Annotated in this window: 13 protein-coding genes and 1 other RNA gene; 3 read left to right on the forward strand and 11 right to left on the reverse strand. The window is 72.7% G+C overall.

Translation table 11 applies throughout. The annotated features are described in order from the left end of the window. Window positions 1–377: 377 nt before the first annotated feature. Together ACSP97_RS14615 and ACSP97_RS14620 are read right to left on the reverse strand one after the other, a co-directional pair. Window positions 378–2738, reverse strand: coding sequence for a HelD family protein (locus ACSP97_RS14615; RefSeq protein WP_440557837.1), 2361 nt, complete (start codon window positions 2736–2738; stop codon window positions 378–380). 121 nt (window positions 2739–2859) lie between these two features. Next, complete coding sequence (locus ACSP97_RS14620; RefSeq protein ID WP_355153531.1) at window positions 2860–3426, reverse strand: CGNR zinc finger domain-containing protein; 567 nt, start codon at window positions 3424–3426, stop codon at window positions 2860–2862. 163 nt (window positions 3427–3589) lie between these two features. Between ACSP97_RS14620 and ACSP97_RS14625 the strand changes: the two genes are divergently transcribed. Beyond that, window positions 3590–4417, forward strand: a complete 828-nt coding sequence (locus tag ACSP97_RS14625; RefSeq protein ID WP_440557839.1) for a class I SAM-dependent methyltransferase — start codon at window positions 3590–3592, stop codon at window positions 4415–4417. Between the two features lie 175 nt (window positions 4418–4592). Next, window positions 4593–6062, forward strand: coding sequence for a glycosyltransferase family 39 protein (locus ACSP97_RS14630; RefSeq protein ID WP_440557840.1), 1470 nt, complete (start codon window positions 4593–4595; stop codon window positions 6060–6062). 61 nt (window positions 6063–6123) lie between these two features. Here the strand turns inward: ACSP97_RS14630 and ssrA are convergent. The 5 genes from ssrA to ftsE form a co-directional block, all read right to left on the reverse strand. Continuing rightward, window positions 6124–6492: a transfer-messenger RNA gene (gene ssrA / locus ACSP97_RS14635) on the reverse strand. A gap of 94 nt (window positions 6493–6586) precedes the next feature. Then, on the reverse strand, window positions 6587–7129 hold the full coding sequence (gene smpB, locus ACSP97_RS14640; RefSeq protein ID WP_440558433.1) for an SsrA-binding protein SmpB: 543 nt from the start codon (window positions 7127–7129) through the stop codon (window positions 6587–6589). 57 nt (window positions 7130–7186) lie between these two features. Further along, a complete protein-coding gene (locus tag ACSP97_RS14645; RefSeq protein WP_355153537.1) occupies window positions 7187–8353 on the reverse strand; it encodes a S41 family peptidase in 1167 nt (388 codons plus the stop codon). A 67-nt stretch (window positions 8354–8420) separates the two neighbouring features. Next, window positions 8421–9338: a permease-like cell division protein FtsX gene (gene ftsX, locus ACSP97_RS14650; RefSeq protein ID WP_355153539.1), complete on the reverse strand. Its 918-nt coding sequence runs from the start codon at window positions 9336–9338 to the stop codon at window positions 8421–8423. Window positions 9339–9381: 43 nt separating this feature from the next. Then, window positions 9382–10071, reverse strand: a complete 690-nt coding sequence (ftsE, locus tag ACSP97_RS14655) for a cell division ATP-binding protein FtsE (protein ID WP_070022695.1) — start codon at window positions 10069–10071, stop codon at window positions 9382–9384. 239 nt (window positions 10072–10310) lie between these two features. Between ftsE and ACSP97_RS14660 the strand changes: the two genes are divergently transcribed. Continuing rightward, entirely contained in the window at window positions 10311–10502 is a 192-nt protein-coding gene (locus ACSP97_RS14660) for a hypothetical protein (RefSeq protein ID WP_070022694.1), read from the forward strand. Window positions 10503–10648: 146 nt separating this feature from the next. Here the strand turns inward: ACSP97_RS14660 and ACSP97_RS14665 are convergent, their stop codons facing one another. From ACSP97_RS14665 to ACSP97_RS14680, 4 genes are all read right to left on the reverse strand, one after another. Next, entirely contained in the window at window positions 10649–11449 is an 801-nt protein-coding gene (locus ACSP97_RS14665; protein ID WP_440557843.1) for a hypothetical protein, read from the reverse strand. 303 nt (window positions 11450–11752) lie between these two features. Further along, a complete protein-coding gene (gene prfB, locus ACSP97_RS14670) occupies window positions 11753–12859 on the reverse strand; it encodes a peptide chain release factor 2 (RefSeq protein ID WP_070022692.1) in 1107 nt (368 codons plus the stop codon). A gap of 297 nt (window positions 12860–13156) precedes the next feature. Further along, window positions 13157–14383 carry a serine/threonine-protein kinase gene (locus ACSP97_RS14675; protein WP_355153544.1) on the reverse strand — a complete coding sequence of 409 codons (1227 nt, stop codon included), beginning with the start codon at window positions 14381–14383 and terminating at the stop codon, window positions 13157–13159. 135 nt (window positions 14384–14518) lie between these two features. Next, the gene (locus tag ACSP97_RS14680) at window positions 14519–16207 is read right to left on the reverse strand and encodes a serine/threonine-protein kinase (protein ID WP_440557845.1); all 1689 of its coding nucleotides are present in this window, start codon (window positions 16205–16207) and stop codon (window positions 14519–14521) included. Window positions 16208–16301 lie beyond the last annotated feature (94 nt).

The raw sequence follows: 16301 nt of genomic DNA on the forward strand, positions 1-16301 counted from the left end.
CGATCGTCGCACCTACCGCTGAGTACGTGGTAGTCGCCCTTGGTTACGGACGTTTTGTTCACGTGCGATTCCCGAAGGACCGCATACTTTCGGAAAACGGTTTCCACCATACGAGAAACTGTCGGGCATGGGAAGGGGGACGCCCCGCTTCCGTGGCGCGGGCGGCGTCGAGAACGAGACAACGAAAAGAGGCCCACGTCACTTCCGTGACGTGGGCCTCCACGTTCAGGACACCGGCCCGCCATGCTCGCCTCGCGGCAAGTGGTCCCTCGAAGGGACTAAGGTTGGGCCCGGGGGCTTGGATCGAGCCGGTGCCGTACCCAGGCTAACAAACGGATGCCGACTGCCATTCCCCCTGCGGGCAGTTCACAGGAAAATCAGTCCCGCAGCAGGTCCGGCACCCCGTCCGCGTCCGGTTCGTCCCGGTCCCCGGAGACCACCGTGAGCTGCTGGGTGGCCCGCGTCAGCGCCACGTAGAGCACGCGCAGCCCGGCCGGGGACTCGTCCGCGATCTCCGCGGGCGAGACGACCACCGTGGCGTCGTACTCCAGGCCCTTGGCCTCCAGGCTGCCGAGCGCCACCACCCGGTCGCCGAGCCCGGCCAGCCAGCGTCTGGCCTCCTCGCGCCGGTTCATCGCGACGACCACGCCGACGGTGCCGTCCACCAGCCCGAGCAGCCGCTCGGCCTCGGCCCGCACGGTGGCCTCCAGGGACTCCCGTACGACGGTGAAGCGCGGCTCGACACCGGTGGACCGCACGGCCGTGGGCGACTCGGAGCCGGGCATGGCGAGCGCGAGCACCCGGGCGGCCAGCTCGGCGATCTCCGCTGGGTTCCGGTAGTTCACCGTCAGCCGGAAGCGGCGCCGGGGGCGGCTGCCCAGGGCCTCGTCGCGGGCCTCGGCCGCCTCGTCCGGGTCGGACCAGGACGACTGCGCCGGGTCCCCGACCACCGTCCAGGTGGCGTGCCGGCCACGCCGGCCGATCATCCGCCACTGCATCGGCGTGAGGTCCTGCGCCTCGTCCACGATCACGTGCGCGTACTCGGTGCGCTCCTGCGCCAGCCGCTCGGCCCGCTCCCGCTGGCTCTCCTCGCGCACCGGCATCAGCTCCTCCAGGCCGGTGAGCTGGTCCAGCGGGTCGAGCTCGCGCTTCTTGCGGGGCCGCGCCGGGGCGCCGAGGATCGACTGCAACTCGTCCAGCAGCGCGATGTCGTGCACCGAGTGGCCGTCCCGCTTCAGCGAGCGGGCCACCTTGCGCACCTCCCCCGGGTTGAGGATCCGGCGCGCCCAGCGGCCCAGCCGCTTCTCGTCGGCCATCGCGTCGAGCACCCGCGCCGGGGTCAGCTCCGGCCACCAGGCGTCGAGGAAGCCGATGAAGGCGTCCTCGGTGGTGATGTCCTCGTCGAACGAGGACCGCAGCTCGGCGGCCAGCTCCGGGTCGGTGTGCCGGGCGCCAGCCCCGGACTTCTCCCACAGCGCGTCCAGCAGCAGCTTGCGGGCGCGCGGACGCAGCAGGTTGACGGGCGCGGTGCCGCCGAGGGCGGTACGGCGGATCCGGTCCAGCTCCTCGGCCTCCAGTTCGAGCCGGCGCCCGAAGGCGACGACCCGCAGGCGGCCCGGGGTGCCGTCGGGCGCGCGCGGCCCCTCGGTGTCGTCGTCCTCGGGCCCCGCGGGCGTGGCCGGACCCAGCTCCAGGGCGCCCCGGGCGGCCTTGCGCAGCACCTTCAGCATCCGGTGGGACCCCTTGGCGCGGGCCACGGACGGGGAGTCGTACAGCGTCGCCTCCGCGCCGTCGACCAGCGAACCGATCGCCCGGATCGCGACCTGCCCCTCCTCGCCGAGCGAGGGCAGCACGCCCTCCGTGTAGGCGACGAGCAGCGGGGTCGGCGAGACGATCAGGATGCCCCCGGCGTACCGCCGCCGGTCCTGGTACAGCAGGTAGGCGGCGCGGTGCAGCGCGACGGCGGTCTTCCCGGTGCCGGGGCCGCCCTCGACGTAGGTGATGGAGGCGGCGGGAGCGCGGATCACGAGGTCCTGCTCGGCCTGGATCGAGGAGACGATGTCCCGCATGGTGTGGCCGCGGGCCTGGCCGAGGGCGGCCATCAGGGCGCCGTCGCCGATGACGGCCAGCTCCCGGCCGTCGAGGCGGGCGGTCAGCTCGGGCCGCATCAGGTCGTCCTCGACGCCGAGCACCCGGCGCCCCTTGGACCGGATGACACGCCGGCGCACCACCCGTCCGGGCTCCACGGGGGTGGCCCGGTAGAAGGGCGCGGCGGCGGGCGCCCGCCAGTCGATGACGAGGGGCGCGTACTCGGCGTCCAGCACGCCGATCCGCCCGATGTGCAGGGTCTCGGCGATGTCGGCGGTGTTGTCCTCGCGCACGGCCCCCTCGGCCGGCTCCACCGCCGTGTAGGCCCCGTCGGGCCCCTTCTTGCCGTCCTTCCCGAGCAGCAGGTCGATCCGCCCGAACAGGAAGTCCTCGAACTCGTTGTTGAGCCGGTTGAGGTGGATGCCGGCGCGGAAGACCTGCGCGTCCCGCTCGGCGAGCGCGCCGGGGGTGCCGACCTGGCCGCGCTTGGCCGCGTCGTTCATCAGGAACTCGGCCTCGTGGATCTTCTCCTCGAGCCGCCGGTACACCCGGTCCAGGTGTGCCTGTTCGACGCTGATCTCTCGGTCACGGGCGGAATCGGGTGCGTCCTGTACCGAGCCGACCGCGGAATGCTGAACCTGAGCGGCCACCGGGCCCCCTTCTGACGTGCTGGGCAGCCGTCAACCGTACGCGAAGGGGGGCCGGTAGGCTACGGCGCCCCACGGCGTCCGCCATCGGAGGGCGAAGATCGCGCGGCGGGGCGCGGGCGGCTCAGGCACGGGCGGCCAGGGTGGCCCGCCGCCGGTGCCGGGCGACCCGCTCCCGGTTGCCGCAGACCTCGCTGGAGCACCAGCGGCGGCGCCTGCCCCGGGAGGTGTCCAGATAGACCAGCGTGCAGTTGTCCCCCGCGCACTCCCGCACGGCGGCCCGCGCGACCGGGTCGGTGATCAGCTCCACGGCGTCCCGGGCGAGGAGGGCGAGCAGCGCGGCAGGCCCGGGGGGCGCGGCCAGTTCTCTTACGAGATCCCCACCTTGGCGGCGCACCGCGCGGGGGGCGGGGGGCGCGGCCGCGGCCAGCTCGTTGACCCGGACGAGGGCCCGCCGGTAGGCCGCGGTGTCCCCGCCGCCGGACCGCACCAACTGCTGGACGTGGCCGCGCACTTCCCGGAACTGCCCGAGCCAGGAGGCGTCGGCGTGCTCCAGCGCGGTCCCGGCCGGGACGATCCCCGCCCCCTGTATCCACGCGCACAGCGCACCGACCGAAACCAGCTGTTCGCGGGGGTGGCCGGTGGCCAGAAGATCCAGACAAACCCGTCCGGCATCGAACCGCAGCGCCATGTGCCTGTCACCGCCTAGGCATACGGGGAGGTCTCATCGCCCTCCTCCCACAGTGCCCGTCCAACGCGGTCCCCGGAACCCCCCACGCCGGACGCGGGCGGCGAACGTCTTTCGCCACCACGGCAGTTGTGCTGCCCGCGCCGGGGCGTCCTACGTTGGGCGAATGACGAAGAGCGCCGCGCCGGAGGACTTCCTCCGCGCCTTCCACACGGAGCGTCCCGCCGTGACCGCCGAGGCCCTCGGGTCCGGGCGGGCGCCCGACGGGAGGTCCAGTTACCAGCTCCTGTGCGACGAGGTCGCCGGGTACCGGCGCGTGCTGGATCTCGGGTGCGGGGACGGGCTGTTGCTCGAACTGCTGGCCCGTGACGAGGGCCGGCTGCTCGCCGGGGTGGATCTGTCGCCGGAGTCGCTGGCGGCCGCGCGACGCCGGCCCGCGCCGGCCGGGGCGCGGCTGGCCGTCGGGCGGGCGCAGGAACTGCCGTTCGCGGACGGCGGGTTCGACGCCTGTGTGTCGCACCTCGCGCTGATGCTGATGCTGATGAACGAGATCGACCAGGTGGCCGCGGAGATCGCGCGGGTGCTCGCCCCGGGCGGACTGCTGGCCTGTGCGGTCGGCGGCGGGCCCGTCGGCGGGGAGGCGTTCGAGCGGTTCGGGCGGCTGCTGAGGCGCGCGGTCGACGAAGCGCCCGCCTCCTCGCGCGTTCCGTCCCTCGGGGACCGGCGCACCCGCAGCCGTGCGGGCCTGGACGAGGTCCTGCGGCCCGTGGGGTTCGGTCCCGTGCGATGGCGGAGCGTGCCCATCGATCTCGGCGGGCCCGTGGCACGGGTCTGGGACTCCCTCTCCGGGTTCTACGAGCTGGGGCCGCTCGACGCGGCGGCCGTCGCGCGGCTTCGGGAGGACTTCTTCGCCGACGTGGCGGACCTGACGACCCCCGAGGGCACCGTGCCCTGCGGCTTCACGGTGCACCTCGCCTCGGCCCGGCTGCGGTAGCCGACCCGGACGCGGGGGCCGGCGCAGGCCGGTCGCGGCGGGGAACCAACCGGGAGCGTCTGTTCACGGTCCTAGTGAACGGCCCCCGGTCCGGCAGCAGTCGACCGGTGGGCCGGACCTGTCTCCCGGCCGGTCCCCGACAGCCGTTCGCCGCCCCCGAGGAACCGCGCCGCCCATGAACCGCCGCCCGCACGCCGTCCGCGTCCCCGTATGGCTGGTCCCGGTGCCGTGGACCCTCGCGCTCGGGCTGTGGGGGCTGTCCCGGCAGCGCAGCGTGTGGCGGGACGAGGCCGCGACCTGGCAGGTGGCCCGGCGGTCCGTCCCCGGGATATGGCACATGCTGGGGCACATCGATGCCGTGCACGGGCTGTACTACCTGTTGATGCACGGCCTGTTCGGCTGCTTCGGCGCCGGCACCACGACGCTGCGGCTGCCGTCGGTCCTGGCCATGGCGGTGGCGGCGGCCTGTGTCGCGGCCATGGGCAAGCGGCTGGCCGGGCGCTGGGCGGGCATCGGGGGCGGGACGGCGTTCGGACTGCTGCCCGCCGTGCAGTTCCACCTCCAGGAGGGCCGCCCCTACGCGCTGGTGGCCGCGGGGGCCGCGATCTCCACCCTGCTGCTGGTCGGCGCGCTCCAGGACGGCGGACGGCGCTGGCCGGCGTACGGGGGCGTGGTGATGGTGACCGCGCTGCTGAACTGGCTGTCGCTGCTGATCCTGCCCGCGCATCTGCTGACGGTGCTGTGGGCGGGGGCCGGGCGCGGGACGGTGACCCGGTGGGCGGCCGCCTCGGCCGTGGCGGTGGCCGGTGCGCTGCCCCTGATCCTGGTCAGCCGCACCCAGTCCGCCCAGGTGGCCTGGATACCGCCGACGACCTGGCACATGGTGATCGGCCCCGTCGTCCTCGTGGCGATCGGCGCGCTCGCGGCCCTGGCGGGGCGGCCGGCGGCGGGCCGTCTCCCGGTGGCGGCCGTGGGGCTGCCGCTGCTGGCGGTGCCCCAGTTCGGGCTCGTCGGCCTCTCCCTGGTCCAGCCGCTGCTGCTGGACCGCTATGTGCTGTTCAGCATGCTGGGGCTGGCCCTGCTGATCGGCGCGGCGCTTGACGCGGCGGTGCGGGCGGCCGCGCCCCGGTTCCCCCGGGCGGCGCCGTGGCTCGTGCCGGTGGCGCTCGCGACGGCGATGGCGGCCCTGCTGCCGCAGTCGCTGGCCACCCGGAGCTGGGACAGCCGGGTGGACGACGTCCGGGCGGTGACCGGGGAGGTACGGCGGCTGAAGCAGACCGGCGACGCGGTGCTGTTCATCCCGGTCGCCCGGCGTGATTCCGCGCTGGTCTGTCCCGACGACTTCGCCGGCCTCCGGGACATCGCGCTGGCCAGGGACCCCGTGGCGTCCGGCACGCTGAGCGGCGAGGAGGCGGCTGCGGAGCGCATACGGTCGGCGATGCTGGCGCAGCGGCGGATCCTGCTGGTCACCGACGCGGCGTCGGCCGGCCGGCCGACGCCGCGGGACCGGGCGAAGAGCGCCGTGCTGGCGCGGTACTTCACGGTGGTGGCGGACCGACGGGCGCGCGGCCGGCGGGTGACGGTGTACGAACGGAACCGGCAGGGACCGCCGGCCCGCCACGCGCCCCGCGGCGGGCGCGCATGACGAAGGCCCCGCCGCTCGAAGCGGCGGGGCCTTGGCCCACATGGGGTACCCCCGGAGGGGTTGGTGGAGATGGCGGGAATCGAACCCGCGTCCAACGGTGCGGAATCAGGGCTTCTCCGTGTGCAGTTCGCTGTGCTTTTCTCGGCCCCGGCGATCACGCGAACAAGTCGCCGACGGGCCCAGTCACTGTTTGATTTCCCTCTTCACCCCGTGACCGGGATCAAGGTTTAGTTCCCTAGCTGATGCCAGGATCCGGGTCGGGAACAGCCCCGGGCTGACACTTCGCGAGTCGCTACTTAGGCAGCGAGGGCGAAGGAATCGCGCTTGGTGTTGGCGATTATTTTTTTCGGCCTGTGGTTTACGAGATCATGGCCGCTTCCTCGACACGCTTCCCCTGCTTCGACAACCGCTGTCGAAACCGATCATCCCCATGTTGTTTTTTCAAGGTACGCACCGGACTCGCGCCCGATGCTGCTTCCATCGTACGGGAACAACGCAGGTCGATGCCAGCGTATTCCGCGGGGCTACACGCCGCGCTGCCTCCGCTTCGCCGCCGCGATGGCGCGGTCCGACTCGCGTCGGTCCTGCTTCTCCCGCAGAGCCTGCCGCTTGTCGTACTCCTTCTTGCCCCGGGCGAGCGCGATCTCGGCCTTCGCACGGCCGTCCCGGAAGTACACGGCGAGCGGCACGATGGTGTGACCCGTCTCCTGGGCCCTGGACTCCAGCTTGTCGATCTCCTCGCGGTGCAGCAGCAGCTTGCGCTTGCGGCGCGCGGAGTGGTTGGTCCAGCTGCCCTGGTGGTACTCGGGGATGTGGGCGTTGTGCAGCCATGCCTCGCCCCGGTCGATCTGGACGAAGCCGTCGGTCAGCGAGGTCCGGCCCTCGCGCAGCGACTTGACCTCGGTGCCGGTGAGCACGAGCCCGGCCTCGTAGGTGTCGATGATCGCGTAGTCGTGCCGGGCCTTCTTGTTCTGGGCGACGATCTTGCGCTTGCCGCCCTTCTCGCCGTCCCGGGCCTTGCCCGCCCCGCCGCCCTGCTTGGGCTGGGACTCCTTGGGTACGTACATTCCCTTGCTCATAGTGCCGTCCATTTTCGCACTACGCGGGGGCCTGGCGGCCAGCCTTTAATCGGCGTCGCCCAGGCCGGCGAGAACCGTCTCGGCGCGCCGCAGGACGCCGTCCCCGGCCTCCAGGTCCGGTGTGATGCCCCGGCCGTCGACCGCGTGTCCCGACGGGGTGCGGTAGTGGCCCACGGTCAGCTCGGCCACCGAGCCGTCGGGCAGGTTCGTCGGCATCTGGACGGAGCCCTTGCCGAAGGTGCGGGAGCCGATCACGACCGCGCGCCCCCGGTCCTGGAGGGCGCCGGTGAGCAGTTCGGCCGCGCTCATGGTGCCGCCGTCGACCAGGACGACCAGCGGCCGGGCGGTGTCCCCGCCGGGCGCGGCGTGCAGGGCGCGCTGGGCGCCGTCGACGTCGTAGGTGGCCACCAGGCCGCCGTCGAGGAAGGCGGAGGCGGTGGCCACGGCCTCGGTGACCAGGCCGCCGGAGTTGCCGCGCAGGTCCAGGGCGATCCCGTCGCCGGCCGGGGCGGCGCGCAGTGCCTCGCGGACCTCGGCGCCCGTGCCCCGGGTGAAGGCGGCGACCCGGATCACGGTGACCCGGCCGAACGGGCGGGTCACGGTCACGGAGTCGGTGGACAGCGTGGCCCGGCGCAGGGTCTCGGTCCAGGTGCGGCCGCCGCGCTGGAGGCCGAGGGTGACGGTGGTACCGGCGGGCGCGTCGTCGGCGTCGCCGCGCAGCAGGGAGACCACCTCGGTGACCGGCAGGCCGTCGGCCCTGGCGCCGTCGACGCTGCGCAGCCGGTCGCCGGTGCGGATGCCGGCCGCGGCGGCGGGCGAGCCGGGCTGGACGCCGGTCACCTCGATCCGGCCGTCCTGCTCGCGCGCCGCCGAGAGGCCGACGCCGGTGTAGCGGCCGTCGAGGGAGTCCTGGAACTCCTGGTACTCGCCCTCGGAGTAGACGGCGCCCCAGCGGTCCCCGCTGCGGCTGACGGCCCGTTCGGCGGCCTCCATCGGGGAGGTGCCGTCGGCCATGGCGCGTGCGGCGGCCTCCCGTACGTCCTCGTGGAGCGCGGCGCCCACGGGTTGGGCGGTGGTGCGGCGCGCCGTGTGGTCGGGGTCCGGGAAGGCCCCGGTGACCGCCCCGGCGACGAGTACTCCGGCGAAGACCAAGGTCAGCGCGGCCCCTTGGCGGGCTCGAAAGGTCGGACAGAGTGGGTCGCGGCCGGACATGGCGGTGAGTCTAGGACAACGGGCCGCTCGTCACGGCCCGTTGCCCCGTCCGCCGTTTTGGTTTGCGTCACACCTTCAGGTACTTGCGCAACGCGAAGAACGCCGCCAGGGCGGGCATCAGCACGCTGGTGGCGAGGATCAGCGGCAGCTTGGTCAACACGGCGTCCCAGCCGACGAAGTTGATGAGCGTGAGCTTGTGGGACAGGTCCATGCCGTGGTCGATGGTGAAGTACCGGCCGACCACCAGGAAGACGCAGGCCAGACCGCCACCGATGAGCCCGGCGACGGCGGCCTCGGCGATGAACGGCGCCTGGATGTAGAAGCCCGAGGCGCCGACCAGGCGCATGATGCCGGTCTCACGCCGTCGGCTGAACGCCGACACGCGCACCGTGTTGACGATCAGCAGCAGCGCCACGAACAGCATCAGCGCCATCACGCCGAGCGCGCCCCGGTTCATCAGGTTCAGCAGCTGGAAGAGGTTGTCCAGGATGCCCTTCTGGTCCTGCACCGACTGCACGCCGTCGCGCCCGTTGAACGCGGTCGCGATCACCTGGTACTTCTGCGGGTCCTTGAGCTTGATCCGGTACGACTCCTGCATCTGGTCCGGCGTGAGGGAGCCGGCCAGCGGCGAGTTGCCGAACTGCTCCTTGTAGTGCTTGTACGCCTCGTCCTGGGACTCGTACGCCACCTTCTCGACGATGGGCATCTTGTGCAGGTCGGAGAGGATCTGCTTCTTCTGGTCCTCGGTGACCGCGCCCTTGGCGCAGTGCACGTCCTGTTCGGCGTCGTGCTTGTTGCACAGGAAGATCGAGACGTTGACCTTGTCGTACCAGTAGCCCTTCATGGTGCTCACCTGGTCGCTCATCAGCAGGGAGCCGCCGAAGAGCGCCAGCGACAGGGCGACGGAGACGATGACGGCGAAGGTCATCGTGAGGTTGCGGCGGAGACCGACACCGATCTCCGACAGGACGAACTGGGGGCGCATGGCGTCGGGTTGTGCCTTTCCGTGGACGAACTGGGGCGGCGGGTCAGTGCTGGTAGCCGTAGACGCCGCGGGTCTGGTCGCGCACGAGACGTCCCTTCTCCAGCTCGATGACGCGCTTGCGCATCTGGTCCACGATGTTCTGGTCGTGCGTCGCCATGATGACGGTGGTGCCCGTCCGGTTGATCCGGTCGAGCAGTTTCATGATGCCGACGGAGGTCTGCGGGTCGAGGTTGCCGGTGGGCTCGTCGGCGATCAGCAGCTTGGGCCGGTTGACGAACGCGCGCGCGATGGCCACGCGCTGCTGCTCACCGCCGGACAGCTCGCCGGGCATCCGGTCCTCCTTGCCGCCGAGGCCGACGAGGTCGAGCACCTGGGGCACGGACTTGCGGATCTCGCCACGGGACTTGCCGATCACCTCCTGCGCGAAGGCCACGTTCTCCGCGACCGTCTTGTTGGGCAGCAGGCGGAAGTCCTGGAAGACGGTTCCCAGCTGGCGGCGCATCTGCGGCACCTTCCAGTTGGACAGCCGCGCGAGGTCCTTGCCCAGCACGTGCACCTGTCCGTGGCTGCACCGCTCCTCGCGGAGGATCAGCCGCAGGAAGGTGGACTTTCCGGAGCCGGAGGACCCCACGAGGAAGACGAACTCGCCCTTCTCCACTTCCAGGGAGACATCCCTGAGTGCGGGACGGGTCTGCTTGGGGTAGACCTTGGAGACGTTGTCGAATCGGATCACGGATGCACCACGGGTCGCCGGGGGTAGATGAGCGTGACCATACGCGAACCGGGTGCGCAAGCGCAGGCGCAGGCTGAGGTTGGGCAAGACTTGTACGCTTTTGCACCGCCCTTTGTATGGACCGCGTTGACGGGGGCCTCGCGCACGCCCCGGCGGAAACTGGCACAGTGGGAGGGGAACGTTCGGGTTCCCGTGAGCGTTGTACGAAGCGATAGGGCCGGTGCAAGGAGGGCGAGCGCATGACGTACGACCGGTTGGTGTGCGCGAACTGTGCGGCGCCCGTGAGCGAGGGCCGGTGCCCGGTGTGCCGCGCCAACCGCGAGCGTCTTCAGCAGGAGGGCTTCCTCGGCGGGGTCAACCCGATGGCGTTGATCGCGCTGCTGGCGGTGCTGGTCGCCGCGCTGGTGCTGCTGGCGCACCAGACCGCGTGAGCACGGACGGGCAACCGTAGCCAGGGGCCGGCGAAGGCCCCCGGAAAGCCGTCAGGGCCCGGAGCGTGACGCTCCGGGCCCTTGCCGTGTGCGACATGCGTACGGTCGGTGACCGCCGTACGCGTGTCGTCACGCCGTGGCCGCGATCAGGCGGCCGCGCCGCCCCGGCCCGCCAGGCGCGGCAGGACGCGGAAGCCGATGCCGCCGGCGATCATCGTCGCGGCGCCGATCACCAGGAAGGTGGTCTGGCCGGCACCCGTCTCGGCGAGCTGCTTGCCGCTGCCGCCGCCCTGCGGCTTCGGGGAGTCCGAGCCGGTGTCGGTGAGGGCCGAGGAACCCGCCTCCTGGGAGACGTTGTCGTTGCCGCCGCCCTGCGGGGTGTCGTTGTTGCCGCCGGTGCCGGAGCCGCTGCCGCCGGTGCCGTGACCGCCGCCGTTGCCGCTGCCGCCGGTGCCGCCACCGTGGTGGGAGCCGCCGCCGTTGCCGGTGCCGCCGTTGCCGTGGCCGCCACCGTTGCCGTGACCGCCGCCGTTGCCGTTGCCCGGGTCACCCGGGTTGCCGTTGCCCGGGTCGCCGGTGCCGGGGTCGCCGGTGCCGGGGTCACCCGTACCGGGGTCACCCGTGCCCGGGTCACCGGTACCGGGGTCGCCCGTGCCCGGGTCACCCGTACCCGGGTCACCGGTGCCGGGGTCGCCCGTGCCCGGGTCACCGGGGATGCCGGTGCCGGGGTCACCCGTGCCCGGGTCGCCCGTACCGGGGTCGCCCGTGCCCGGGTCACCGGTGCCGGGGTCGCCCGTGCCGGGGTCCGGGCAGTCAGGGGTGACGATGATGTCACAAATGGGACCGGGGTCGGCCGAGGCGACACCCGCGACACACAGCGAGGCACCGGCCGCGACCACGGCACCCGCGGCGACCCGGGCGATCCGGATCCGCGTCTTCCTAGTCATGTACTTGCTACCCCCAGTAGCGATTCGTCAATGAGGCAGCGCGTGGGGCCGGCCGTGATCGACGGAGGCAGCTGACGATGTCCGAATCGAAGTCGAGTGATTCGGTCCCCCCGGTTCACATGCGCCCCAGAGACACGCATGCCACAGTCACCTTTTCGGTTTTTCAAAGCAACGTCAAGGGCGTTGCGAGCGCATTGTCCGATAAGGGTTTTTCAAGGGGAATTGGAAGCTGTGAGTGTGTCGTAAAACTGGGGCGAAACGACAACTGCCGCCTCTCGGGCGGCAGTTGTCATGTCGACAAAGTTACTTCTCCTGCTGCTTGCGCCAGCGAATGCCGGCCTCCAGGAAACCGTCGATCTCACCGTTGAACACGGCCTCGGGGTTGCCCACTTCGTGGTCGGTGCGCAGGTCCTTGACCATCTGGTAGGGGTGCAGCACGTACGAACGCATCTGGTTGCCCCAGGAGTTGCCGCCGTCGCCCTTGAGGGCGTCCATCTTGGCCTGCTCCTCCTGGCGGCGGCGCTCCAGCAGCTTGGCCTGGAGGACGTTCATCGCGGTGGCCCGGTTCTGGATCTGCGAGCGCTCGTTCTGACAGGAGACGACGATGCCCGTGGGGAGGTGCGTGATGCGGACCGCGGAGTCGGTCGTGTTGACGCCCTGGCCGCCGGGGCCGGAGGAGCGGTAGACGTCGATGCGCAGCTCGGACTCGTCGATCTCGACGTGGTCGGACTGCTCGACGACGGGGAGCACCTCGACGCCCGCGAAGGAGGTCTGGCGGCGGCCCTGGTTGTCGAAGGGCGAGATGCGCACGAGGCGGTGGGTGCCCTGCTCGACGGAGAGGGTGCCGTAGGCGTAGGGCGCCTGGACGGCGAAGGTGGTCGACTTGATGCCGGCCTCTTCGGCGTACGACGTCTCGTAGATCTCCGTCTTGTAGCCGCGCTGCTCGGCCCAGCGCAGGTACATGCGCTGGAGCTTCTCGGCGAAGTCGGCGGCGTCGACGCCACCGGCCTCGGCGCGGATGTTGACCAGGGCCTCACGGGCGTCGTACTCGCCGGACAGGAGGGTGCGGACCTCCATCTCGTCCAGCGCCTTGCGCACCGCGGTGAGTTCGGACTCGGCCTCGGCGCGGGTGTCCGGGTCGTCCTCCTCCTCGGCCATCTCGAAGAGGACCGCGAGGTCGTCGATGCGGCCGCGCAGCGCCTCCGCCTTCCTGACCTCGGCCTGGAGGTGGGAGAGCTTGCTGGTGATCTTCTGCGCCTCGTCCGGGTTGTCCCACAGGGACGGCGCCGCCGCCTGCTCCTCAAGCACGGCGATATCTGCCCTCATCTTGTCGAGGTCCAGGACGGCCTCGATCGACTCCATGGTCGAGGAGAGGGACTTCAGCTCTTCGGAAACATCGACGACTGCCACGCAACCAGCGTAACGGCTGTGGCAAGCGACCTGCTCCGGCCTCGGGGGGCCGCCGTCACCGGGCAGCGGGCCGGGCCGGCGGCGCTCCGGCGGGTGCGGGCGCGTCGTGGCCGCTCAGGCGGTTCCCCGCGGCCCCCGGCCCGTGTGGTCGTCGGTGCGTGGCCGGCGCCCCGGCCGGACGGCCGTGGCCGCGTCGGCGGGCACGGCCGCCGCCACCGGGGGCGAGCCGTCGCGGTCGGAGGGGAGGCGAAGCCGTTCCGCCGAGTGGCGAAGCCGTTCCGCCGCCCTCACGGCGAGTCACGGCGTCGACGTGCTGTGCGTGTCCTGGGGTGGTTGGTCGTCCGAGCCGGAGGCCCACCAGCCGCCGACGGCGACGATCGCCGCGACCGCCGCCCCGGCCACGCCCAGGGTGATCCGGCGGCGGCGTACCGCGGCGCGGTGCCGGGCCGAGCCGGGGCGTGGGGCGCCGGGCGTGCGGGGGGCGCGGGCCGTGCCGTGGGCGCCGCCGGCCAGCTCGTCCGGGGCCGGGACGCGCATCGAGGTGTGGGTGTCGCGGTTGGAGTCGGGGCGGGCGCCCGGCACGAGGGAGACCGCGCCCCGGCGGCGCACCGACTCGGCCCGCTCGGGGGGCGCGGAGGCCGGTTCCGCCTCGGCGGGCGGCTCGGCCGGCTCCGGCTCGTCCACGTCCAGCGGCGGCAGCCCGGCCAGCGTGGGCAGCTGCTCGCGCAGCCGCGCCGCCAGCTCCGAGGCGCGCAGCCGGGACGCGGGCGCCTTGGCGAGGCACTGCACGATCAGCTGCCACAGCTCCTCGGGGATGCCGGGGAGGGGCACGACCGTCTCGGTGACATGGCGGCGCAGGACCGCGCCGGGGTGGCCGCCGCCGAAGGGGGTGAAGCCGGCCAGCAGCTCGTACAGGACGGTGGCCAGCGCGTAGATGTCCACGGAGGCCCGCGGCGGCAGGCCCTCGACGATCTCGGGAGCCAGGTAGTCCGGCGTGCCGATGATCTTCGTCGCGCGGGTCCGGCGGGGAGCGTCGATCAGCTTGGCCACGCCGAAGTCGGTGAGCAGCGCCGGGTGGGCACCGCCGGGGCCGAGCGGGCCCTGCATGTCGAGCAGTACGTTCTCCGGCTTGACGTCCCGGTGCACGACCCCCGCCTTGTGGGCGGCGGCCAGCGCGTCCGCCACGTCGGCGACGATCGCCACGGCCGCCTCGGGGGCGAGCCGCCGCTCCCGTTCCAGGCGGGTGCGCAGATCGGTGCCGCGCACCAGGTCCATCACGAGGGCCAGGTCGTTGCCGTCGACCACCAGGTCGCGCACGGTGACGATGTGCGGGTGCTCCAGTCCGAGCAGGGCGGTGCGCTCCTGCACGAAGCGCCCGACGAGCTCCTGGTCGGAGGAGAGGTCCTCCCGCAGCAGCTTGATGGCGACGGGGCCCTCGGGTCCCTCGCCCAGCCACACCGTGCCGGCGCTGCCCCGCCCCAGGATCTGGTTCGCGGTGTACCGGCTGCCGATCTTCCGTGCCAAGACTGCTCCTACAGACGCGTGTTGTCGTTAAAACTACGCGTCCGGCGAGCCAACGTTCACCGCGGCGACGGAAATCACCCGCCAGATGTCGACAAATCCCCTACCTCACGGGTGGGTTGCGGGCGCGCCGCCGGTTCAGTTGCCGCCCAGGTCCTTGATCCAGCCGCTCACCTGGCCCGCCCAGTGCGTCACCTCGTGCCAGTAGCCGCGCCCCTGGCCGACCCAGGTGTGCAGCGGGGTCAGCTCCCAGATCAGCCAGCTCGCCACGACCAGGATGACGATCGTGAACAGACAGCCCTTGAGGCAGCCGAGCCCGGGGATCTTCATCGGGTTGGCGCTGCGCTGCCGTGGCGGCCGGGGCTCGCGCGCGGGCCGCTGCGGCTCCGGCGGCGCGTACTGCTGGGGCTGCGGGGCGTGCTGCCGGGGCTGCTGCTGCGGGGCGTAGCCGTAGCCCTGCTGGTACCCCTGCCCCTGCTGCTGCCGGCCGCGCGGCTGCGGCTGCTGCGGCCGGGGCTGCGGGGCCTGGCGCGGCGGCTGCTGGGGACGGGCGGCCTGCCGATGCGGCCGGTGGTGCAGCGGGTCGTCCTCCGGGGAGAGGTACTGGACCTGCGTCTGCTCGTTGCGGTCGCGGGCGGCGCGCAGCTGGTTCTGCCAGGGGTGCGGCTGCTCGGGCCCCGGCCCCTGCTGCCCCGGCTGACCCGGCCCGGTGCTCGGCAGCACGGTCGTCGGGTCGGCGGCACCGGTGTGCGGGAGGACGGCGGTGGGGTCGGCGGCGCCCGCGGGTCCCGCGGTGTGCGGCAGGACGCTGGTGGCGCCGTTCGGGTCGTACGCGCCCTGGGGCGCGTTCGTCGGCAGCACCTGCGTGGGGTCGGCGGCCCCCGGCACGCCGGGCTCGCCCGGTACGGCGGTCGGGGCCGGGTCGGGGGCGAGCAGCGCGCCGACGCCCTCGGCCGCGGCGATCGCGGCGGCGTTCGCGTGCACCCCGACGCCCGCGGCGACGACCCGCAGGCCGCGCGCCAGGTTCTCGGCGCTGGGCCGCTCCGCGGGGTTCTTGCGCAGGCAGCGCTCGATCACCGTCCACAGCGGGTCCGGGACGGTGGAGGGGCGGCGCGGCTCGGCGCTCAGGTGCTGGTGCAGCACCTCGAGGGCGGTGCCGCCGGAGAACGGCGGGCGGCCGGTGACCAGCTCGTACAGCAGGATGCCGGCGCCGTAGACGTCCACGGCGGAGGTCTGCGGGCGGCCCTCGGCGGACTCCGGCGCGACGTACGCGGGCGTGCCGACGAACTCCTGGGTGCGGGTCAGGCCCGGGGAGTCGGCGAGGCGGGCGATGCCGAAGTCGGTCAGCATCGGGTGCATCTCGCCGTCCTGCTGCTTGAGCAGCACGTTGGCGGGCTTGAGATCGCGGTGCACGACGCCGTCGGCGTGGCTCGCGGCGAGCGCGTCGGCGATCTGCGCGGTCAGCAGGGCGGCGGCGACCGGTGTCAGGGGGCCGTTCTCGCGCAGGTAGCGGTGCAGGTCGGGGCCGTCGACGAGGTCCATGACCAGCGCCAGCAGCTCGCCCTCCACCACCAGGTCGCGGACCCGGACGATGTTGGGGTGGGTGAGCCGGAGCAGGACGGAGCGCTCGCGCAGGAAGCGCATCACGATGTCCGGGTCGCTCGCCAGCTCCTCCTTCAGGACCTTGATGGCGACCGTTTCGCCCGGCTGGCCGGGTACGGCCGCCTCCTCGCCCGCGGTCTCGCGCTGGCGGGCACGCCAGACGGTGCCTGTGGCGCCGCGTCCGAGCGGCTCCTCAAGCAGGTACTTGCTGCCGACTGGCCGCACGTCACGCGCTCCCTGCTGGTTGCTGTCGCTTGCCTTGCGTTCCGGTTGTTCCGGTTGTTCCGACCCACTGTAGTGCCGCCCCGGGGGGCACCAG

The sequence above is a fragment of the Streptomyces sp. SCPE 10 genome (assembly GCF_051980735.1).
Classification (GTDB): Bacteria; Actinomycetota; Actinomycetes; order Streptomycetales; family Streptomycetaceae; genus Streptomyces; species Streptomyces misionensis.